Source organism: Clostridium sp. CM038 (assembly GCF_055081105.1).
The window spans coordinates 3,126,338-3,147,709 of sequence record NZ_CM143651.1 but is presented as its reverse complement, the minus strand read 5'-3'; the positions used below and the strand labels follow the sequence as shown (position 1 = coordinate 3,147,709).

Here is a 21,372-nt window from a genome sequence, read left to right as displayed (position 1 = left end):
ATAAGGAGGTTTTTTATGAAGGGAAATAATGAAAATAAATTTAATTTAGATACAATGAACACCTTTGAAATTCTTAAGAAAGTGAATGATGAGGATAAAAAAGTAGCTATAGCTATTGAAAATGAGCTAAGTAATATAGAGAAAGCTGTGGAACTAATAGTTGAAAGCTTTGAAGATGGTGGGAGGCTTTTTTATATTGGTAGTGGCACAAGTGGAAAATTAGGAGTAATGGATGCATCAGAATGTCCTCCTACATTTGGTACCGCGGATTCTATGGTTCAAGGAATTATTTCTGGTGGAAAAGAGGCAATAAGTGGATGGCTTGAACATACGGAGGATGATCCAGAACTGGCAATTCTAGATTTAGAAAAGGTAAATATAAATAAAAAAGATGTAATAGTCGGCGTAACAGCTAGTGGTAATACCCCTTATGTTGTACGCGCTATGGAATACGCTAAAGAAATGGGTTGCAAAACTATAGCACTTATATGTAATTCAAAGGGCAAAATCAAAGATATTTGCGAAGTTACTATAGCTATAGAGGTTGGATCAGAAGTAATACTAGGGTCAACTAGAATGAAAGCAGGTACTGCACAAAAAATGGTTTTAAATATGTTAAGCACTGTGGCCATGATAAAACTTGGCAAAACTTATACTAACTTGATGGTTAATGTACGACCTATTAATAAAAAGTTACAACAACGTGTACGCGAAATAGTAAAGATTGCCACAGGTGTGGATGATGCCCTAGTGAATAAAAATCTAGAAATCTGCGAATATGACCCTAAAGTGTGTATTGTTAAAATTAAAAAAGATGTAACCCTTAAAAAAGCAAAAGAAGCCTTGGAAAAGACCAAGGGAAATGTAGCTAAGGCATTAGCAACATTATAATAATTATATTCAAATATTTGATGAGGTGATTAATATTAAAGCTATAGTTAATGGAAAACTTATTATGAGAGATAGAATAATTTATGATAGTGTAATAATTTTCGATACAAAAATTATAGACATTATAAATAATGATAACTTCCTTCAGTATAAAAAAGAGTATAAGGAAGAAATACTAGTGATAGATGCTAAGGGTAAATATGTATCACCTGGCTTTATTGATATTCATATTCACGGCTCCGGAGGCTATGATACCATGGATGCAACGGCTACGGCATTGAGGGTTATAAGTACTACAATAGCTGAAAATGGAGTAACATCTTATCTACCTACTACAATGACTATGGACTCAATTAGTATATATAGTGCGTTAGATGCTATTAGACAGGCAATGTCATTAGAAAATGAAGGGGCAAAGATTCTAGGGGCACATATGGAGGGACCTTTCATAAATGAGAAGTACAAAGGGGCTCAGAAGGCGGATAATATTATAAAGCCCAATTATGATATTATAAAGGATTATTTAGATATTATTAAAATTATAACCCTTGCGCCAGAAAAGGATGAAAATCATAGTTTTATAAAAAAAGTAAAAAGTAATTCTAAAATTACATTATCAGTAGGTCATTCAGATGCAAGTTATGAAGAGGCTGTACGTGCTATTGAGGATGGCATAACACATGCGACTCATACATTCAATGCTATGACTCCCTTAAATCATAGAAAACCAGGAATTGTAGGTGCAATTTTCACAAATGATATAACATGCGAGCTAATAGCGGATCTAATACATGTTCATCCAGCAATTTTTAAGATGCTCATAAATATCAAACATAAAGATAAAATGGTACTTATAACAGATTCTATGAGAGCTGGATGTATGAAGAGTGGCAATTATGAGCTTGGTGGACAGAAGGTAACAGTTGAAAATGGAGCTGCAAGACTTCAGGATGGAACACTCGCAGGTAGTGTTTTAACCTTAAATAAGGCTGTTAAAAACATGTTAAATCATAGTGATTTAGAAATCTATGAGGTAGTGGCAATGGCATCGCATGTTCCGGCAAAGGTTATTAATATGGATAATAAAAAGGGCAGGTTAGAGGCTGGATTCGATGCAGATATAGTTGTTTTTGATGATGATATAGATGTATTTTTAACAATAGTAGAAGGCAAAATAGTTTACGAAACTCAAAAGTAAAATTTTGAGTATTATTATAAGGTGGTGCGAATATGAGAATATTAGTTTTAGATAATTATGAAGAAATGAGTAAAAAAGCTGCTTTGATGATTGCAAGCCAAGTTATGTTAAAGCCTGATAGTGTATTGGGCCTAGCTACTGGAGATACTCCACTTGGCATGTATAAGGAATTAATTGCGTTGTATAACAAAAAAGAAGTAGATTTTAATGAGGTCAGAACTTTTAACCTGGACGAATATTATGGAATTAATAGAGAAGATCCTCAAAGCTACTATAATTATATGATTAATAATTTGTTTAATAGTATAAATGTAAACGTAAAAAATATTAACGTGCCTGATGGTATGGCAATGGATATTGAGGCTTCATGCAGAGGCTATGAAAATAAAATAAAAGAAGTTGGCGGCATAGATATGCAGATCCTTGGTATAGGTGGAAATGGGCATATTGGATTCAACGAACCAGATGTAACCTTTGAGGCAGAAACGCATTTAGTTAATCTTAATGAACAAACAATAGAAGCTAATTCTAGGTTTTTTAAATCAAGAAAGGATGTACCAGTAAAAGCGATAAGTATGGGAATAAAGACAATAATGAATTCTAAAAAAATTATTTTACTTGCTAACGGCTTAAATAAGGCTGAAGCTATAGAAAGAGCTGTTAAAGGTAAAATAAATCCTAATATGCCTGCTTCAATTCTGCAGCTTCATAATGATGTAACAATAATTTTAGATAAAAAGGCTGCTAGTAATTTATAAAAGTAAAACACCTATACTAGATATTAAGCTAGTATAGGTGTTTTATTTAAATTATATATTTATTCTAGTATGCTTATGCTTTAATTAAATTAAAGCTTTCAATTCATTATGTTCGTATAATAAATTATAACAATAAGTTATTATATCACTTCTTTTAATTATTCCTATAAAAACGCCATTATCATCTACAACGGGGACAAAGTTTTGATCCTTCGCTAGTGATATTAAGCTCTCTATATCTGCACTAATTAATACTGCTTTGTTAGAGATATGCCTTGGGATATCTTCAATTAAAATTTTATTTGTATCATTAAAACTTAAATTTGGAGTATTCTTTAGTTTCCATAATAAATCACCTTCTGTTAAAGTACCTACATAATTACCTGTTTCATTTATTAAGGGCACAGATGTGTATCTGTGGTACTCCATCCGTTCTAATGCTTGCCTCATTGTAGAGCTTGGTCTTTCATAAACAAGTTCACTTTTAGGTGTAAGAAAAAATGCTATGTTCATACTTTACCATCCTTTAAAGATTTATATTTTGGGTTGTTAGATATCTTACAATATTATTATAACATGTTTAATAGAGTTATTTATTAATAATCTATTAAACATATCAGTATCTATCAAAATGTTGTTAAATACATTTTGGTATATTATAATATATAAAAGAATATTTACCATAATAGGCTGTTGTGGTAATGGTATGGATAGCTGGAAAAATTAAGGAGTGAGTGTATGATCAGTTTTTCATCTGTTGAAGAATATAAAAAGGCTAGCAAATTGGCTAAAGTTAAATATCACATGGACATATCAAGAGGGGCTTCTGGCCATATATTATCCTTAGATAGTATTTTAAAAAAAATAGATATAGTAGCGGAAGTCCCTTTAGGAATAAAAAGCATTCCATTAAAAAAAATAATAGGATCCTATTTTTATACAAGGAGTAGGGATTTTGCAACGAACTTTCTTCCTCTAGCTAGTATTGATAGCGAATTCTCTATGAAATGGCAAGCGGTCTATGCTCATCACATTAAAGATGGAATAATTGACCCTGTAAAAATTTATGAGTATATGAATGAATTTTATGTTATGGAGGGAAATAAGCGTGTAAGTGTATTAAAATACGTGGATGCCTATGCGATAGAGGGCGATGTTACTAGGCTAGTTCCTAAAAAGGATGAGAATGATTTAAATAACATAATATATTATGAATTTTTGAACTTTAATAATGAGACTGGGATAAATGCTATTTGGTTTTCCAGGGAGGGTAGCTTTACCGAGCTTTTGAAGTATTTGGATGGATATAATCCGAAGCTTAGCTTATTTTCAAATAAATACGAGCATTTTTTAAAAAATGTTTATTCACCTTTTAGAAATACCTTTTACGAATTAGGTGGAGATAAATTAAATACTACCACTGGAGATGCGTTTTTAAAATATATAAAAATTTATGGAATCTCAGACGAATTCATAGAAACAAAGAGAAAATCAAGGGTTCGTAAGTTCTTAGGAGAACTTAAAATACTTTCAAGAAACAATGCAGTAGAAATCCAAACGGAACCTTTTGATGTGCGTAGGAAAAATGTTATTACTTCATTTACAAATTTAGTAGGCCCACATAAAAAATTAAGAGTAGGTTTTATTTTTGAAAAGACTATTGATACATCAGGTTGGAGTTATGTTCATAATCTAGGAAGACTGTATGCACAAAATGAATTAGAAGGTGAAATAGAAACTTTTGTTATAGATAATTTTCAAACTGAGGGTGATAGTTATGAAAGATTAAGGGAGTTATGTGAAAAAGATTATGACATTATATTTACTACATGTCCATCTTATCTTAATATAACGTTGAGGGCGGCTTTAAAGTATGACAATATTAAATTTTTTAACTGCTCTCCCGTAAAGGCTTTTAGAAATGTAAGTACTTATTTTGGGCGTTCTCATGAACCAAGGTTTTTACTAGGGCTTATTGCCGGGGCTATTACAAAATCAAATATTATAGGATATATAGATATTTATAATGAAACAGAAGTTATAACGGGGATTAATGCTTTTGCATTAGGCGTTAAAACTGTAAATCCGAATGCGAAAGTTATGATTTCTTGGCTTAATGAAACAGGGGATATCAATCATTCAAAGGAATTAATTCAAGGGCTTCAAAGGCTCGGTGCAGATCTCATAATGCAAAATGACCTAACAGCTTTAGGTAAGGGGTCAAGAGATTTTGGACTATATTCACTAAAGTATAGTGAAAAAGAGAGTAAATGGATACCGGAAGTGAACTATGCTTTAATTACATGGGATTGGGGACAGTTTTATGAGAAAATACTTAGAAATATAGTAAATGGTAGTTTTAAAGGTATTTTTAGTACTGAATCTAAACGAGTAAGTTTTTGGTGGGGGATGGACTCGGGACTTGTGGATATTATATATTCAAAACATAATGTACCAATTCAAACTCAAAAATTAGTAGTTATAATGCGCGAATTAATTATTGAAAACAGATTCCACACTTTTACTGGTCCGGTGCACGATACAAAAGGTCAACTTAGGATAAATGATGGTGATATAGGAAACTACGAGGATATGTTATATATGGACTGGTTTGTAGACAATGTTGTAGGAAAACTTCCGGTGGAGGAGTAGAATAATCAGAAGATAAGTAGGTGATTAAAGTTAAAGTTCTATTAGTTTCAGATATAGAAGATAGTTACATTTGGGATCATTTTGATTGTGAAAGGTTTAAAGAAATTCAGATGGTAATTTCATGTGGAGATTTAAAGGCAGATTATTTAGAATATCTAGCGAATATGATTAAAGCACCTGTATTTTATGTTAACGGTAATCATGATATATCATATTTAGAAAAACCGCCAGCTGGATGTATCCCTATTGATGATAAGATAATAGTATATAAAAATATTAGAATACTAGGTCTTGGAGGATCTATTGACTATAATAAAGGCCCTTTTCAATATTCTCAAAAGGAAATGCAAAAAAGAGTTTCGAAATTAAAATTGTGTTTATGGAAGAATAAAGGGTTTGATATATTAGTCACCCATTCACCTGCAAAAGGTATGGGGGATGGAAAGGATCTTTGTCATCAGGGATTTGAAGTATTTATCGATATTTTAAATAAATACTCTCCGAAATATTTCTTTTACGCTCATCAGCATTTGGTCTATGGGAAAGGTGATAGAAAAATGATTTATAACACCACCACTCTTATAAATGCATTTAAATATCATATTATTGAAATATAAAGAGCTCATGGGCAATGGTTTTGCCCATGAGCTCTTTATATTTGTTTTATGGAGTAGCGGATATTTTCTTGATTTTTAAGAAATTTAATTTAGTTTCTGTTGTTATAATTGCAACAAATATAATTAAACATCCTAAAATCATTTTTGATGTAAATATCTCATTAAGCATTACAACAGATAAAATAGAACCGAAAACAGATTCTAAACATAAGATAATAGCAGCATGAGTAGAAGTGGTATATTTCTGAGCTACATTTTGTATAATAAATGCAATCATTGTGCTAAAAATTGCTAAATAACTAATTGCAAATATTGTATCTGAATTTAATGATTGTGGCATTGGTTCATAAATTAAAGCGGCTATAATTGAAAATACTGCAGCGGCACCTAACTGTATTATTACAAGTGATATAGCATCAACTTTTTCAGTGAAAAATCCAACAGAAACTATATGAGCTGCAAAAAATACTGCACATAATAGAGTTAAACCATCACCCAGTCCAATACGTATACCTCCATCTAAGGTTAGCATTCCTATTCCAACAAAGCACAAAAATGCAGATATTAATGAATATGTATCTGGCTTTTTTTTGCTAATTATCCAATAAAGGAAGGGCACAATAACTACATTAGTTCCAGTTAAAAAAGCATTTTTACCAGCAGTTGTATATTTCATACCAATAGTTTGAGCAGCAAAGCCTAAAAACAAGAGAAGTCCAACCAAAGTACCAACCTTAAGTTCATTTTTAGTAATAAGTTTAACCTTCTTTCTGAAAATTAAAAGCATAATAATCGCAGAAATACTAAAACGCATTGCCATAATATAAAAGGGTGTAAGACTATCTAAAGCACCTTTTACAGCTATAAAACCACCGCCCCAAAAAATTGCAACTAAAAGCAAAGACATATCGGCAAGGATACTCTTTTTTTTGTCAGTAATTTTCATGGTTATCACTCCTTCAATTTGTATGTGTAATACTAAGGTTAAGCGATTTAAATTTTGTGAAATTACTCAAATGTCAGTTGATAAATTATATGTTCCAATAAATTTATTTTACCATAAAAGTAATCATTAACCTATAAATTATATCGTAATAAGTGATAATTCAATTTTTTTATTAATCCATTCTATAATCATCAGCTCCATATCAGGTTCACCCTTTCTAGGATATTTTTTTATTTATTGACATTAATAATTAACATATTTATAATTAAATAAAACAGAGCGAAATAGTAAGAATTAATATATACAGTTAGTGGATTCTTTAACGATATTTAGAGGAGAGAGATAAAAGCATGGAAATATATTTAGATAACAGTGCAACTACTAAGCCTTATGAAGCAGTTATTGAGGATGTATGTAGTACTATGAGAAATTATTATGGTAATCCATCTTCAGCACATAGTTTTGGGTTTAAGGCAGAGCAAAAACTTAGAGAGATAAGGGTAAATATTGCGAGTAGCATAAATGCTAGCAGTGAGGAAATAATATTTACATCAGGAGGAAGTGAAAGTAATAATTTTCTTATAAAGGGGTTTGCTAAAACATCTTCAAATATAATAACTACTAAAATAGAGCATCCAAGTGTATTAGACACATTTAAGGCGTTAGAAGATTTAGGAATAAAGGTTACTTATATTGATGTAGATGAAAGTGGTAGAATTGATATAGAAAATCTTATAGACAGTATAGATAAGAATACTCAAATTGTTAGCGTAATGCACGTTAATAACGAAGTAGGTGTAGTGCAGGATATTGAGCTTATAGGAAAACGAATTAAAGAGAAAAGTAGTAGGGCTAAATTTCATGTGGATGCAGTACAAAGTTACGGAAAGATTCCTATTGATGTACAAAAGTGTAATATTGATTTACTATCGACTAGTGCACATAAAATACATGGACCACGCGGAATTGGATTTGCATATATACGGAAAGGACTTATACCGGGTAGCTTAATAAATGGGGGAGGACAAGAAAGAAATTTAAGATCTGGTACAGAAAATCTTGCTGGAATTGTGGGATTTGGAACTGCAGTAGAGACTAGCTGCAAAAATCAACATGAGAATTTTAACAGTGTTTTAGAGGTAAAGAAATATTTTATAGAAAAACTGTCTAAGTTAGATGATGTTATAATTAATAGCAAACTAGAAGATCATTTTATACCGTATATATTAAGTGTTTCATTTAAAGGGATTAAAGGAGAAGTATTACTTCATGCATTAGAAGCAAAAGGGATATATGTGTCTACAGGTTCAGCATGTTCTTCTAAAAATCATAAAAGTAGTGAAATATTAAAGGCACTTGGAAGAAGTTTAGAGGAGCAAGGTGGAACTATACGGTTTAGTTTTTCAGAGTGCAATAATAAGGATGAAATAGACTATGTTATAATCGAATTAAATAAATCACTAAAGTTTTTAAGAAAAATGAACAAAAGATAATGCATTACAGAAGGAGTGTCAAAAGATGAGAAAATTAATTTTAGTAAAATTTGCACCAGAAATCTTTTTAAAAGGGCTCAACAGAGGTAAATTCGAAAAAAAACTTAAAGACAATATAAAAAATGCTATAAGAGACTTAAATTACGAATTTGTTGAAGATCAAGGAAGATGGTTTATATACTCAGAAATGATGGAGGGAATTATAGAGAAGGTTAAAAATGTTTTTGGAGTAATGGAGGTTTGCGTAGTTACACAGGTTGAAGCTTCTATGGAGAGTATTGAAAAGCAAGCACTTTTAGACATGATAGAAAGCGCCGCTAAAACTTTTAAAGTAGAAACTAATAGAGCAAACAAAAAATTTAGCCCAGGGTCTATGGACGTAAGTCGAAAAGTAGGGGGTTATATATTACAAAATAACGAAGACGTAAGTGTAGATGTACATAATCCAGAGTGTACAATAAATGTTGAAATAAGAAATATGGCATACATTTATGCTAAAAGAATAAAGGCAGTGGGTGGATTACCTTATGGAATGAATGGTAGTACTATGCTTATGTTATCAGGAGGTATAGACTCACCTGTTGCAGGCTACATGATGGCAAGACGTGGGGTAGAACTTCATGCAGTTTATTATCATAGCCATCCGTATACTAGTGAAAGAGCAAAGGATAAGGTAAAGCAATTAACTAGTATTTTAAAAGAATACACCGGTAAATTGACTTTGTATGTTGTACCTTTTACTGAAATCCAGATGCAAATTATAGAAAAGTGTAGAGAAGACGAATTAACAATAATTATGAGAAGATTTATGATGAGGCTTGCGTGTGCTCTAGCCGAAAAATATGGCATAAATTCAGTAACTACAGGAGAAAGCATAGGGCAGGTAGCTAGTCAAACTATGGAGGGACTTGTAGTAAGTGATGATGTTTCTGATAGACCAGTGTTTAGACCACTGATCGCTATGGATAAAATAGATATTATAGATGTGTCAAGAAAAATAGAAACTTACGAAACCTCTATTTTACCTTATGAGGATTGTTGTACAATTTTTGTTCCTAAACATCCAAAAACAAAACCAAGGTTAATTGAGATAATTAAATCTGAATCAGTTTTAGATATTGATAGTCTAGTTGAGAAGGCTATTTTGGATATGGAAATTTATAAATAAATATATTTATGTTAGTTAATCAATCATGTGTATTAAATTAAATAAAGTGTTAATAATAATATAATAAACACATATTGAAGGGGTGATTAACATAGCTAAAAAAGGTACAGAGAAAAAATCAGGTTCTAAGGATACTAAAGATAAAACTCAGAAAAAGAATCAAAATGGTAACACAGTTAAATAAGAAGTAATATAAAAAACTAAAGATGTAATTGCAAAAAATAAGCTAACAAAATGATTTATCACTTTGTTAGCTTATTTTTAGTTTATAGAAAATTAATATAACTTGATCAGAGGACATTAAAAGCTGATTTTTATTAAAAATGTTAAAAAAATGTTGAAAAAATTAATAATGCATGATATCATGTATATATAAGACGATAATGAGTGTGAATCATCGTGTAAAAGTTTACACTGAAAACTAATTTAATAATTAAAATTGCGTGTTACTGATACAATCAGGCATGAGCAAAAGTTGTTATAATATTATGGCTACATTTAGGTGAAGCTATAATATTATAATGACTTTGCTCATGTTTTTTGTTTTTGATACATGCCACAAAAGAGAGGGGAATATAAATGAAAAAAGCTTTTGGTGTTTTACAAAAGGTAGGAAAAGCTTTAATGCTACCAGTAGCGCTATTACCAGCTGCAGGGTTACTGCTTGGATTCGGTAATATGTTTCAAAGTGAACAATTTTTAGCAAATGCACCGATATTTAATGCTGGTTGGTTCCAATTAGTAGCTAAAATTATGGAACAGTCTGGCGATGTTATTTTTGGTAATCTTGCATTATTATTTGCAGTAGGGGTTGCGGTAGGTCTAGCCGAGGGTGAAGGAGTTGCAGGACTTGCAGCAATAGTTGGGTTCTTAATAATGAATAAAACTTTAGGTATTGTCTCAGGAGTCACTCTAGATTTAACAGTGGGTCATGCACATCCAGAGTTTGCAAACGTATTAGGAATTCCAACACTTTCAACAGGAGTATTTGGCGGTATTATAATAGGTATTGTAGCGGCACAATTATATAAAAAATATTACAACATTGAGTTACCTTCTTACCTCGGATTCTTTGCAGGTAAGAGATTTGTACCTATAGCTACAGCAGTAGCTGCAATTGGAATAGGTATTGCAATGAGTTTTGTATGGCCTCCAATTCAACATGGTTTAAATGTCTTCTCAAAAAGTATGATTGAGGCTAATCCAACAGTATCAGCCTTCGTATTTGGAGTAATAGAAAGATCATTAATTCCATTTGGATTACATCACATTTTCTATAATCCATTTTGGTATCAATTTGGTGAGTATATAAACAAAGCTGGTCAAGTAGTTAACGGAGATCAAGCTATTTTTATGGCTCAGTTAAAAGATGGAGTATCATTTACAGCAGGAACCTTTATGGCCGGTAAATTCCCATTTATGATGTTTGGGCTTCCAGCAGCAGCACTTGCAATGATTCATGAAGCAAAACCTGAAAAAAGGGTGTTAATAGCTGGTATTATGGGGTCAGCAGCTCTAACTTCTTTCTTAACAGGTATTACAGAACCAATTGAATTTTCATTCTTATTCGTAGCACCAGTATTGTTCGGAATTCACTGCGTATTTGCAGGATTATCATTTATGACAATGCAGCTTTTAAATGTTAAAATAGGAATGACATTTTCAGGTGGACTTATAGATTACTTGTTATTTGGTGTAATTCCAAATAGAACAGCTTGGTGGTTAGTAATTCCTGTAGGATTAGCATTAGCAGTGATTTACTACTTCGGATTCCGTTTTGTTATAAGAAAATGGAATCTTAAAACTCCAGGTCGTGAAGTAGATGAAGAAGAAGGCACAAGTACTACAAAAACTAATCTTAAAGGTCAAGAACATGCAATATTAGTATTAAAAGCATTAGGTGGAAAAGAAAATATAACAAATTTAGATGCTTGCATTACTCGCTTACGTGTAAGTGTTGTAGATGCTAAAAATGTTGATAAGGCAGAACTTAAGAAATTAGGAGCTGCGGGAGTTCTTGAAGTTGGTGACAGCATTCAAGCAATATTTGGAACAAGAGCAGAGCATATAAAAACAGAGGTTAAAGAGGTTATAGCTAAGGGTTTAGATAAATAATATTATAACTTCAATTAAAAATAAATTTTAACACAAAAAACATTAGATAAGTAATATACTTATCTAATGTTTTTTTATGCTTATACTGAACTGTATTGCTTTCTAGTGTTTATTAATAGATAATATATTAATATTAAGGCTAGTATCATTAAGCTCAAATTAATGGAAAATATAGTTTTATTATAGATTAAGCATTCACCAATAAATCTTGAATATAAAACCACATATGAGATCCATGCACTAGAGCCTGCGAGAATACTAATTTGAAGATTTTTATTTATAAAAAAATATGGTAAAGTTGTAAAGAATAATAAAAAAAATATTTAAAGGTAAAGCCCTAATTATTCAATTATGAATAATTAGGGCTTTATAGTATAGTAAAACTATTTAGATTTTGGTTTATGTTTAAAAATATTAAGTTTAATAGTGAAATGTTTATCTAAATACTCGTTTAGTCCTTTGTTCATACAAAACCTATAAGCTGCAAGACTAATGAAAGACCATAGTATAGCGATAACCCATCCACCAAGCACATCTGTTGGATAGTGAACACCCACATAAACCCTACTAACTCCTACAAGAATTAAATATGCGAATATAAAACAGCTAAGTAGATAGGCAATTTTTTTATTCTTCATTCGCTTAAGTATAAAGTAAATAAGAACAATACCAATAGCTGTAGAAATCGAAGAATGGCCGCTAGGGAAACTATAGCCATCAGCTTCAACTAATCTTACTCCCAGGGGTCTAGATCGTTGTACAGTGTTTTTAAGCATCAAATTGGTAAAGCCAGTAATTCCAATATTAAATACACAGCAAATGGCTTCCAATTTGTTGTTCCAAAGATATAATATAATAAAAACCAATAGGGTTATTAAAATCTGTAATTCAGGGTCAGAAGATTTTGAAACAGCAATATAAAATTGATTCCATCCCAAATTCATAGAAGTTGCTAAATAATAAAGCATGTTAATTTAATCATCCTTTCTATATTACATTGAACATTAATATTCATTCGATAGTTAATGTATAAAATTCCAATTAAGTCATAAGCATCAGCTAATATTATATCAAAATCTACAATTAAAAGCTACATTTATATTATTTGTTAACACAGGAGTAAGATATTATTCATATTTTACAACTCAATTGTAAATCTAAAAGCAACCTGTTCTATTTACAATTGAGGTATAATTCTTAAATAAAATATATATGCCAAGAGGTTGCATCTCGGTATACAAAAATATTGGTATGTGTCAGTCTTTTGTTTTACTAACATTCAAAATTACATATCCTAAAAGAGTTGGCGGCAGAATGGAGGATATATGTCAACGTTTTTCACCTATGAAGAAAGGCTCGAGATACAAAAATTCTTAAAAGAAAGTCTTTCCTTTAAAGAAATCAGCCGAAGATTGGAAAAGAATCCAACCACCATCTCCAGAGAAATACGTAAGCACAGTTCAGAGGTTGCAACAGGTTATTCGGGATATCCGTACAATGCCTGTAAAAATCGTTTTAACTGCAGGTATAAGGATGTATGCGGTAAAAACTGCACAAGAAAAACAACCATCTACTGTAAGCTTTGTCAATCCTGTAATGATAACTGTCCTGATTTCATTTTGGAAATCTGTACTGCCCGCTTTAGGGTTCCCTATGTCTGTAATGGTTGTGAAACGCTTGGAAAATGCTCTTTATTAAAAAATATATACAATGCGGAGCATGCCCATATGAAAGCTCACGAAGCCATTTCACAGTCCAGAAGTGGATTGTGTGTATCGGAAGATGAAGTAGCCAGACTCAATAAAATAATTTCTCCACTAGTTCAAAACGGTCAATCTGTTCATCAGATATATGTTACGCATGAAGATGAAATTATGTGTAGTGAAAAGACTATTTACAACTACATAGATGCCTGCCTTTTCGATGTGCGAAATATTGATCTTCCGAGAAAAGTCAAGTTCCGCGAAAGGTATAAAAAACCGGAATTCAAGGTAGATAAAGGCTGCCGCATTGGGCGCAACTATAATGACTTTCAGGCATTCCTTGCTAAAAATCAGGATACCACTGTTGTACAGATGGATTCTGTGATTGGAAGTAAGGGTGGCAAATGCCTTTTAACGATTCACTTTGTAGATACCAGCTTGATGTTAGCATTTCTTAGAGATGCAAATACTTCAAAATCAGTAACGGATATTTATGAAACACTTTATGAAACCCTTGGGAAGGAGGTTTTTACAGCCCTTTTCCCTGTAATTCTTACAGACAACGGGAGCGAATTTTCGAATCCAAAGGCAATTGAATATGGTACTGAAAAATTCTCAGGACATCGTACCAATGTATTTTATTGTGATGCTGGAAGTCCCTATCAAAAGGGAGCCATTGAGGTTAACCATGAGATGATTAGGCGGATTCTTCCGAAGGGAAACAGCTTCGATCATCTGACACAGGAAAATATCAGCCTAATGATGAATCACATTGATTCCTATAAAAGAAAAAAACTGAACAACCGTAGCCCATACGAAACGTTCAGCTTTTACCATGGAGAAGAGATTTTACAAAACCTAGGGTGTACACCGGTAGCAGCCAGCGACATCATGTTAAAACCAATTCTTCTCAAAAAATAAAAATATAAAACAGTGCCGCCAGCTATCCATACAATCCTAAAATAGGGGTGGATTCTCCGATTACAAAAAAATCGAGAGTGAGTTGACCTCTATTCGGCATGCATATTTTCTATTATCATACATCAAAAAACCGAAAAATCAAACTGCATTTGGATTACAAATGTGGCTTTTGGGTTTCAAAACTGGCTTTTCAGATACAAAGGTTGCATTTCATTTACAAATATTCAATTGTCAATTACAAACGTTGCATTTCAATTTACAAAGTGGCATATCGCTTTGCAATTGAGGTTCATATTTTACAATTATAGAATTGTAAAATTGAATATAAACGCAAATCAATATATTTTTATTGAAAAACAATAAAAATATATTGATAAATAACTCGTATAGTAGTAATATAGAATTTGTAGAGAGTTGAAATGCATATCAGGGAATATGTTTGAATGCAGGATAGAACATTAAAATTGCGGGGGGTACTTATAATGGAGAAGAGGTTTGTGCAAGCTATTATTATAAAAGATAATAGGGTTCTTATGGCATATGGTCATAAAGAAAATAAAGAAGATATTAATTTTTTTGTAAAAGGAGAAATTAATGGATGGGAAAGTGCTGATAATGCAATTGGACGCGTGATTACAGAGGAAATAAATATGCCTTATAAAGTTGTTTTTAAACTTAATACACAGTCTTGTTTATATACAGAAACTTATTTAGTTAATATAGAAAGTGTAAGTGATAATTTTGATTTTTCAACAAAAAAAATTGAAAAATCTGTAGGTAATTTAGATATGGATGGTCTAAAATGGATTTCTTTATCTGAAAAAGAAGAATTTCGTAGAAGTGATATAAATTATTTGAGAATTTTATTGGAAGAATGTATAGAGCAAGATTATAGTGAAAGTTGGTTAAAATCAGTGGAAGACTTGTTGTTTTCTTATCCAGATTATAAGTATAATAATATGCAACTATTAAAGAAAAAACGTATGAAGGAAATAAAAAACATAGATTCCCAAATTGGTATACATGAAAAAATATATACTATGGGCATTGCACTTATTTTATCAATAATTTGTGAAAGATTTTTTAATGGTAAACAAATTGGTGTTTCTATTCCTATTTTTTATATTATGTTCATGGGATTTTTTTTATGGAGTGTAAGAGAAAAGATTAGGATTAAAAATAGTATTGGATATATTACCATTATTCCTACATTGCTAATAGCATTAAATTATTCTATTCACTCTAATAATGTTTTGAACTTGTTTAACGGGATTATGATATTGGTACTTGCTGGAGTAAGTACAGTATTAATTAGGTATGAGAATATAAAATGGGATAGTGCAGATGTAATAAAGAAAGTGATTAGCATAGGCATTAAAGCTATTGTAGAGAATGCTTGTAAGCCTTTTACATTTAGTAAATGTAGTATAACTACGAGAAATAAAAAAGAAATAAGTTCTACGAAGAAAAATATATTAAGAGGAGTAATTATTTCTATCCCATTATTAATTGTTATTTTAGTTTTATTAACATCAGCAGATATGGTATTCAAGGACTATGTAACCAATTTTTCAATTGGAATTAAGGATATAGACGTAGGTAAAATCATAGGCAGTTTATTAGTTATTATCATAACTTTCATAATTATATTTTCATATATATGGAGCTTTAAATATAGCTGTGATGGGGGCAGAACTAAAAATAAGGATATACAATGGGAGCCAGTTACTGTTTTAACAATCATTTTTATGATAAATATAGTATATCTTTTATTTTCAATAGTACAGTTTTCTTATCTTTATGGTGGAGGGGATAATTTTCTTCCTCACGAATTTACTTATTCAGAATATGCAAGAAAAGGGTTCTTTGAGCTTGTGGCTGTTACAATAATTAATTTTACAATATTACTAAGCAGTATGAAATTTATTAAAAAGGACAATAAGACAATAAATATAATATCCGATGTATTTTTAACCGTGCTTGTAGCATTTACATTAAACATGCTAGTTTCAGCTCATTATAAGATGTCTTTATATGAGCAAACTTATGGATTTACCTATTTAAGGATTTTCGTTCATATATTTATGCTGATGTTATTTATGTTATTTATAGTAGCGGTAATTGGCATTTGGAATAGAAGAATACCACTTAATAAGATTTTAATAGTAATTGTTTTGAGTATGTTTATATTAGTGAACTATATTAATGTAGATAGAATAATTGCTGAAAAAAATATAGACATATATTATAAAACTCAGAAAATGGATGTACAATATCTAAAAACTTTATCATATGATGCTATTCCAGAGATATTAAGACTAAAAGATGATTCTAACGCTTTCATTTCTAGTGAGATAAATACTTATATAAACAATATGAAGAAAGAGTTATTAGAAGGCGATTCCTGGTATGAATTTAATTATTCTAAATATAGAGCTAGAAAGGTTATAGAGTAAAAGGTGGTAATGTAAATTGAAAAAAATAAGAGAAAATTTATTAGGGGTTTACGACTTGATGTTAGCAGTGGGCGCTATTTGCATTGGAGTAATGATGGTAAGTTCAAGTGATGGAATATTTATTGAGTATCCAAAAGAATGGCTATCAAAAGTTCCATTTGATAGCTGGGTTACTCCTGGTATTATTGCAATCCTAGTATTTGGACTCGGAAATATTATAGCAGCAATCTTTAGTTTTAGAAAAGGAAATAGTAGGTCATGGGTTGTGTCTGCTGTAATAGGTGGGATATTAATTATGAGCCTTATTGCTCAAGTATTAATTTTAGGAGAGACGTACTTGGCAACTGTTGGATTTATGCTTTTTAGTATAATTCAGTTATGTTTATGTTGGTATGTTTTTGATGGCTATAGTAAAAATTTAATATAATAATTAAAAGAATATTTTAGTAATAAATAGCAGGATAGTTGCTTATATATTTATAAACCAAGAAAAAATTACTTTGGGGGGAATTGTAATGGATAGAGAACATTTACGTAATAGTGGATTTGCAACTAAAGCTATACATGGAGGCAATAAGAAAGATCAATATGGTGCATTGGCTACTCCAATACATCAAACAGCTACTTTTGTTTTTGATTCAGCACAGCAAGGTGGAAATAGATTTGCAGGAACGGAAGATGGCTATATTTATACAAGACTTGGGAACCCTACTAATACAGTTTTAGAAGAAAAATTGGCCATGCTTGAAGGTGGAGAAGCTTGTATGTCTATGGCATCAGGCATAGGAGCTATATCTTCAACTATGTGGACAGCGTTAAAGGCTGGAGATCATATAGTTGCAGCACAAACGCTTTATGGCTGTACTCATGCATTTTTGGCTCATGGTATTTCTAGATATGGTGTTGAAGTTACTTTTGTTGATGTTTCAAATCCAGAAAATGTTAGAAATGCTATGAAAGAAAATACAAAAGTTATTTTCTTAGAAACACCTGCAAATCCAACATTGCTTATAACAGATATTGAGGAAATATCAAAGATTGCCCACGCACAAGAAAATTGTATGGTTATAGTGGATAATACATTTAGCACTCCATACATACAAAGACCATTAGAACTAGGTGCAGACGTTGTAGTACACTCTGGAACTAAATTTATAAATGGGCATGGAGACGTAATTTCTGGTTTTGCTGTTGGATCTAAAGAATTTATTGACGGAGTTAGATTATTTGGTGTTAAGGATATGACTGGAGCTAGTTTAAGTCCTTTTGATGCATTTTTGATTATAAGAGGAATGAAAACACTAGAAATAAGAATGGAAAGACATTGCAAAAATGCAATGGCTGTAGCTGAATTTTTAGAAGCCCATCCAGCAGTAGAAAACGTATATTACCCAGGACTTAAAAGTTTTCCTCAATATGAATTAGCAAAAAAACAAATGGATCTTCCAGGCGGGATTATTGCTTTTGTAATAAAGGGTGGAATTGAAGAAGGTAAAAAGGTTATAAATTCCACTAAGCTTTGTAGTATAGCTGTTAGTTTAGGAGATGCTGAAACTTTAATTGAACATCCTGCTTCAATGACTCATTCACCATATTCACCAGAGGAAAGATTAGAAGCTGGTATAAGTGATGGTTTAATAAGATTGGCAGTAGGTCTTGAAAATGTTGAGGATATTATTGCCGATCTAGACCAAGCTCTTAATTTAATTATTAAATAGTAATTAGTATAGTAAATAAGTGAAAATAGGAATTATTATCTCACATGTTACCACGTAGATAATAATTCCTGTTTTTTTATTTTCTATTATCTGTTATTGTTAATCCATTCCATATAACATCAGTATCTTCATTTCTATCTTATATTAATTAAACCCTCTAATCATGCTTATATCGGATATTTTGATTGGGTGTTTTTGTTTGTTATTGTGGTTATTAATTTCCTTAAATGTTGATTTTCTTGAAGTTAGGGGGCCATAAAAATTTATTATTCCCCAAGATGCCAAAAATTTATTGTATTTAGATTTAATTGAAATTGTGATCAGTAATGCTCCTTTTTATATATTAATTCTAAATATTATATAATACATGTTAGAAAAATGTGATTTAATAATTAATTGATTTGTGAATTAAGACATAGAAGCCATGGAAAAAGTGTCATTCCTATAGTTGAATTTTTTATAATTTTTATAAAGGTTTGATTTCATAGCTATGCAAGGTTTAAAAATTGTTTTACCCTGGCATGGTTAGAATTAGAAAATAGTAATTCAGGAGTGGAGTTCGATAGTATTTCTCCATTTTCCATGAAAATAATTCTATCTGATATTTCTCTTGCAAATTGCATTTCATGGGTAACTACTATGAGTGATATTTTATCAATGGCAAGAGATTTAATGACCTTCAACACTTCGCTGACTAGTTCAGGGTCTAATGCAGAAGTTGGTTCATCAAAAAGAATTAATTCTGGATTCATTGCAAGACATCTAGCAATTGCAATTCTTTGCTTTTGTCCACCAGAGAGAGTACAAGGATAAGAATTTATTTTATCTATTAAATCCACTTTTAAAAGTAATTTTTCTGCAATGTCTATAGCATCTTTCTTATCTATATTATTTACTATAATAGGAGCTTCAATTATATTCTCAAGAACGGTTTTATGAGGGAATAGATTGAAGTTTTGAAAAACCATACCTATTTTTTTAGCAGCATTAATTGATTCAATATTATTAATTTTCTTTTTAGATTCTGCAATAGTTACGCCATTAAATTCAATGAGTCCATTATCCATATGCTCAAGACCACTTATGCACCTAAGCAGAGTGCTTTTCCCAGAGCCAGAAGGACCGATAATTGATATTACCTCGCCTTTTTTCAAACTTAAAGATACATTCTTTAAAACCTGGGTTTTATCATAACTTTTATTTATTTTACATATCTTGAGTAAATCCATAGTAGCACCATCCTTTATTTATCACATTGTTCTTTATTCGTAAATTGAATATTTTTTTTCAAGCTTTTTAAAAGCCAACACAATAAGAGAAGTAAAGATTAAATATATTATTGCGGCAATAAAAAAAGGAGCGATTGTAAAATCTCTAGTTACAATTTCCCTAGCAGCTCTTAGTAAATCTTGTAATCCAATTGCAGCTACTAAAGCGGTATCTTTTATTAGAGTAATCGCCTCATTACAAGTTGGTGGAATTATCCGTTTAAAGGCTTGGGGTAGTATTATTTTTGACATAGTTTGTCTATAATTCATGCCTAAGACTTTAGCGGCCTCGTATTGGCCTTTATCTATAGATTGAATACCGGATCTGAATATTTCTGTAAAATAAGCTCCGTAATTCAAAGAAAAGGTAAGAACGGCTGCAGTAAAAGGAGAAAATTTAATGCCTATAATAGGTAACCCGAAATATGTAAAAAACAGTTGGAGAAGTAAGGGTGTTCCGCGAAATAACCAAGTATAGAGGTCCACAATCTTACTAAGTATTTTTAAATTTGAAACTTTGATTAGTGCGCCTATTATTCCAAGAGGCAAACAAAAGATTATTGTTGCAAAATACAATTCAATTGTAAAGAGGCTCCCTTTTAAAATATAAGTTGTAATGTCTATAAAATTAGCCAAATCTAACACTCCTTCAGAAAAAATTCATAATTATTATTTGATTATATCTTTGCCGAACCATTTCTTTGATATAGTATTGGCAGTTCCATCATTTTGTATTTCATCTAGTTGCTTATTTATTTCTGCAGTAAGGCGTGTATCAGTTTTTCTTATACCTACGCCATAATCTTCTACTCCTAGATTTTCATTAATAACTTTATAATCACCAGGTTTTTTACTAGCATAGTATCTTCCAACTACCTCATCCACTATAACAGCATCAATACGACCAGCGTTTAAATCGAGTAGCGCTTCTGTATTGTTTGAATATTTCTTGGCCTCCTTTAGTGAGTTAGTAAGTAGTGAATCTTTAGCAAGTGCAGCTTCACTGCTGCTACCCATTTGCAAACCTACAATTTTATCAGTTAAATCACTTTTTTTAGAAATAGTTGACTTGTTTTTTACAATAATTGTTTGCTTATTTTGAAGGTATACTTTAGAAAAAGCAATTTGTTCTTTTCTCTTATCTGTTATTGTTAATCCATTCCATATGGCATCAATATCTTTATTGTTTAGACTTAATATAATTCCGTCCCATTCTACTGGTTTAAAGGTTACTTTTACGCCCATTCGCTTGCCTACTTCTTTTGCCATATCAATGTCAAAGCCTACAATTTCACCACTTTTATCTCTAAATCCCATTGGTGGAAAGTTATCATCAAGACCAATTATTAGTTCTTTTTTGTCTTGTATATCTTTTAAAGAATTATCAGCTGTGGGGGTGTTTCCGCAGCCAGATAAAATAGCGGTTGAAAGTATTGCCACAATTAGTAAGTTAAATTTAATTTTCATT

General features: G+C 31.2%; 18 protein-coding genes. 12 read left to right on the top strand and 6 right to left on the bottom strand.

Annotation, left to right across the window (positions count from 1 at the left end):
- The first annotated feature begins 15 nt into the window (after positions 1-15).
- Genes murQ through nagB form a run of 3 tightly spaced genes read left to right on the top strand, consistent with a single transcriptional unit; the run spans position 16 to position 2,847 of the window.
- Positions 16-891 carry an N-acetylmuramic acid 6-phosphate etherase gene (murQ, locus tag ACWJKS_RS14450; protein ID WP_462959835.1) on the top strand — a complete coding sequence of 292 codons (876 nt, stop codon included), beginning with the start codon at positions 16-18 and terminating at the stop codon, positions 889-891.
- 34 nt (positions 892-925) lie between these two features.
- Positions 926-2,089 carry an N-acetylglucosamine-6-phosphate deacetylase gene (gene nagA, locus ACWJKS_RS14445; protein ID WP_220319663.1) on the top strand — a complete coding sequence of 388 codons (1,164 nt, stop codon included), beginning with the start codon at positions 926-928 and terminating at the stop codon, positions 2,087-2,089.
- A gap of 32 nt (positions 2,090-2,121) precedes the next feature.
- The gene (gene nagB / locus ACWJKS_RS14440) at positions 2,122-2,847 is read left to right on the top strand and encodes a glucosamine-6-phosphate deaminase (protein ID WP_220286052.1); all 726 of its coding nucleotides are present in this window, start codon (positions 2,122-2,124) and stop codon (positions 2,845-2,847) included.
- Positions 2,848-2,931: 84 nt separating this feature from the next.
- Here the strand turns inward: nagB and ACWJKS_RS14435 are convergent, their stop codons facing one another.
- Positions 2,932-3,360, bottom strand: a complete 429-nt coding sequence (locus ACWJKS_RS14435; RefSeq protein WP_462959834.1) for a CBS domain-containing protein — start codon at positions 3,358-3,360, stop codon at positions 2,932-2,934.
- 225 nt (positions 3,361-3,585) lie between these two features.
- Between ACWJKS_RS14435 and ACWJKS_RS14430 the strand changes: the two genes are divergently transcribed.
- Both ACWJKS_RS14430 and ACWJKS_RS14425 read left to right on the top strand, forming a co-directional pair.
- Positions 3,586-5,499, top strand: a complete 1,914-nt coding sequence (locus ACWJKS_RS14430) for a BMP family ABC transporter substrate-binding protein (protein WP_216301969.1) — start codon at positions 3,586-3,588, stop codon at positions 5,497-5,499.
- Between the two features lie 20 nt (positions 5,500-5,519).
- On the top strand, positions 5,520-6,116 hold the full coding sequence (locus ACWJKS_RS14425; RefSeq protein ID WP_258280634.1) for a metallophosphoesterase family protein: 597 nt from the start codon (positions 5,520-5,522) through the stop codon (positions 6,114-6,116).
- A 46-nt stretch (positions 6,117-6,162) separates the two neighbouring features.
- Here the strand turns inward: ACWJKS_RS14425 and ACWJKS_RS14420 are convergent, their stop codons facing one another.
- Positions 6,163-7,062 (bottom strand): DMT family transporter, encoded by a 900-nt coding sequence (locus ACWJKS_RS14420; RefSeq protein ID WP_220319624.1) that lies wholly within the window; start codon positions 7,060-7,062, stop codon positions 6,163-6,165.
- A 350-nt stretch (positions 7,063-7,412) separates the two neighbouring features.
- On the opposite strand from ACWJKS_RS14420, the gene ACWJKS_RS14415 reads away from it, so the two are divergent.
- The 3 genes from ACWJKS_RS14415 (at position 7,413) to ptsG (ending at position 11,838) form a co-directional block, all read left to right on the top strand.
- The gene (locus tag ACWJKS_RS14415; RefSeq protein WP_462959833.1) at positions 7,413-8,555 is read left to right on the top strand and encodes a cysteine desulfurase family protein; all 1,143 of its coding nucleotides are present in this window, start codon (positions 7,413-7,415) and stop codon (positions 8,553-8,555) included.
- 25 nt (positions 8,556-8,580) lie between these two features.
- Positions 8,581-9,723 carry a tRNA uracil 4-sulfurtransferase ThiI gene (gene thiI, locus ACWJKS_RS14410; protein ID WP_216301972.1) on the top strand — a complete coding sequence of 381 codons (1,143 nt, stop codon included), beginning with the start codon at positions 8,581-8,583 and terminating at the stop codon, positions 9,721-9,723.
- Positions 9,724-10,302: 579 nt separating this feature from the next.
- Positions 10,303-11,838: a glucose-specific PTS transporter subunit IIBC gene (gene ptsG, locus ACWJKS_RS14405; RefSeq protein ID WP_216301973.1), complete on the top strand. Its 1,536-nt coding sequence runs from the start codon at positions 10,303-10,305 to the stop codon at positions 11,836-11,838.
- Positions 11,839-12,221: 383 nt separating this feature from the next.
- Here ptsG and ACWJKS_RS14400 read toward each other — a convergent pair whose 3' ends face one another.
- On the bottom strand, positions 12,222-12,806 hold the full coding sequence (locus ACWJKS_RS14400) for a phosphatase PAP2 family protein (RefSeq protein WP_216301974.1): 585 nt from the start codon (positions 12,804-12,806) through the stop codon (positions 12,222-12,224).
- Between the two features lie 357 nt (positions 12,807-13,163).
- Between ACWJKS_RS14400 and ACWJKS_RS14395 the strand changes: the two genes are divergently transcribed.
- The 4 genes from ACWJKS_RS14395 (at position 13,164) to megL (ending at position 18,636) form a co-directional block, all read left to right on the top strand.
- On the top strand, positions 13,164-14,462 hold the full coding sequence (locus tag ACWJKS_RS14395; RefSeq protein ID WP_462959832.1) for an IS30 family transposase: 1,299 nt from the start codon (positions 13,164-13,166) through the stop codon (positions 14,460-14,462).
- Positions 14,463-14,944: 482 nt separating this feature from the next.
- Positions 14,945-16,918: a DUF4153 domain-containing protein gene (locus ACWJKS_RS14390; protein ID WP_462959831.1), complete on the top strand. Its 1,974-nt coding sequence runs from the start codon at positions 14,945-14,947 to the stop codon at positions 16,916-16,918.
- 16 nt (positions 16,919-16,934) lie between these two features.
- Positions 16,935-17,345, top strand: coding sequence for a hypothetical protein (locus ACWJKS_RS14385; protein ID WP_462959830.1), 411 nt, complete (start codon positions 16,935-16,937; stop codon positions 17,343-17,345).
- A gap of 88 nt (positions 17,346-17,433) precedes the next feature.
- Positions 17,434-18,636, top strand: a complete 1,203-nt coding sequence (gene megL, locus ACWJKS_RS14380) for a methionine gamma-lyase (protein WP_216301978.1) — start codon at positions 17,434-17,436, stop codon at positions 18,634-18,636.
- 488 nt (positions 18,637-19,124) lie between these two features.
- Here the strand turns inward: megL and ACWJKS_RS14375 are convergent, their stop codons facing one another.
- The 3 genes from ACWJKS_RS14375 to ACWJKS_RS14365 are packed head-to-tail and all read right to left on the bottom strand — an operon-like array spanning position 19,125 to position 21,371.
- On the bottom strand, positions 19,125-19,865 hold the full coding sequence (locus ACWJKS_RS14375) for an amino acid ABC transporter ATP-binding protein (RefSeq protein ID WP_462959829.1): 741 nt from the start codon (positions 19,863-19,865) through the stop codon (positions 19,125-19,127).
- A 33-nt stretch (positions 19,866-19,898) separates the two neighbouring features.
- On the bottom strand, positions 19,899-20,540 hold the full coding sequence (locus ACWJKS_RS14370) for an amino acid ABC transporter permease (RefSeq protein ID WP_462953642.1): 642 nt from the start codon (positions 20,538-20,540) through the stop codon (positions 19,899-19,901).
- Positions 20,541-20,573: 33 nt separating this feature from the next.
- On the bottom strand, positions 20,574-21,371 hold the full coding sequence (locus ACWJKS_RS14365; RefSeq protein WP_462959828.1) for an amino acid ABC transporter substrate-binding protein: 798 nt from the start codon (positions 21,369-21,371) through the stop codon (positions 20,574-20,576).
- Between the last annotated feature and the right edge of the window lies 1 nt (position 21,372).

What these genes read in the sequence shown, in the direction of transcription:
- murQ (WP_462959835.1), top strand. Translation starts at nt 16, where the DNA reads ATGAAGGGAAATAATGAAAATAAATTTAATTTAGATACAATGAACACC.
- nagB (WP_220286052.1), top strand. Translation starts at nt 2,122, where the DNA reads ATGAGAATATTAGTTTTAGATAATTATGAAGAAATGAGTAAAAAAGCT.
- ACWJKS_RS14435 (WP_462959834.1), bottom strand. Translation starts at nt 3,360, where the DNA reads ATGAACATAGCATTTTTTCTTACACCTAAAAGTGAACTTGTTTATGAA.
- ACWJKS_RS14430 (WP_216301969.1), top strand. Translation starts at nt 3,586, where the DNA reads ATGATCAGTTTTTCATCTGTTGAAGAATATAAAAAGGCTAGCAAATTG.
- ACWJKS_RS14420 (WP_220319624.1), bottom strand. Translation starts at nt 7,062, where the DNA reads ATGAAAATTACTGACAAAAAAAAGAGTATCCTTGCCGATATGTCTTTG.
- ACWJKS_RS14415 (WP_462959833.1), top strand. Translation starts at nt 7,413, where the DNA reads ATGGAAATATATTTAGATAACAGTGCAACTACTAAGCCTTATGAAGCA.
- thiI (WP_216301972.1), top strand. Translation starts at nt 8,581, where the DNA reads ATGAGAAAATTAATTTTAGTAAAATTTGCACCAGAAATCTTTTTAAAA.
- ptsG (WP_216301973.1), top strand. Translation starts at nt 10,303, where the DNA reads ATGAAAAAAGCTTTTGGTGTTTTACAAAAGGTAGGAAAAGCTTTAATG.
- ACWJKS_RS14400 (WP_216301974.1), bottom strand. Translation starts at nt 12,806, where the DNA reads ATGCTTTATTATTTAGCAACTTCTATGAATTTGGGATGGAATCAATTT.
- ACWJKS_RS14395 (WP_462959832.1), top strand. Translation starts at nt 13,164, where the DNA reads ATGTCAACGTTTTTCACCTATGAAGAAAGGCTCGAGATACAAAAATTC.
- ACWJKS_RS14390 (WP_462959831.1), top strand. Translation starts at nt 14,945, where the DNA reads ATGGAGAAGAGGTTTGTGCAAGCTATTATTATAAAAGATAATAGGGTT.
- megL (WP_216301978.1), top strand. Translation starts at nt 17,434, where the DNA reads ATGGATAGAGAACATTTACGTAATAGTGGATTTGCAACTAAAGCTATA.
- ACWJKS_RS14375 (WP_462959829.1), bottom strand. Translation starts at nt 19,865, where the DNA reads ATGGATTTACTCAAGATATGTAAAATAAATAAAAGTTATGATAAAACC.
- ACWJKS_RS14365 (WP_462959828.1), bottom strand. Translation starts at nt 21,371, where the DNA reads ATGAAAATTAAATTTAACTTACTAATTGTGGCAATACTTTCAACCGCT.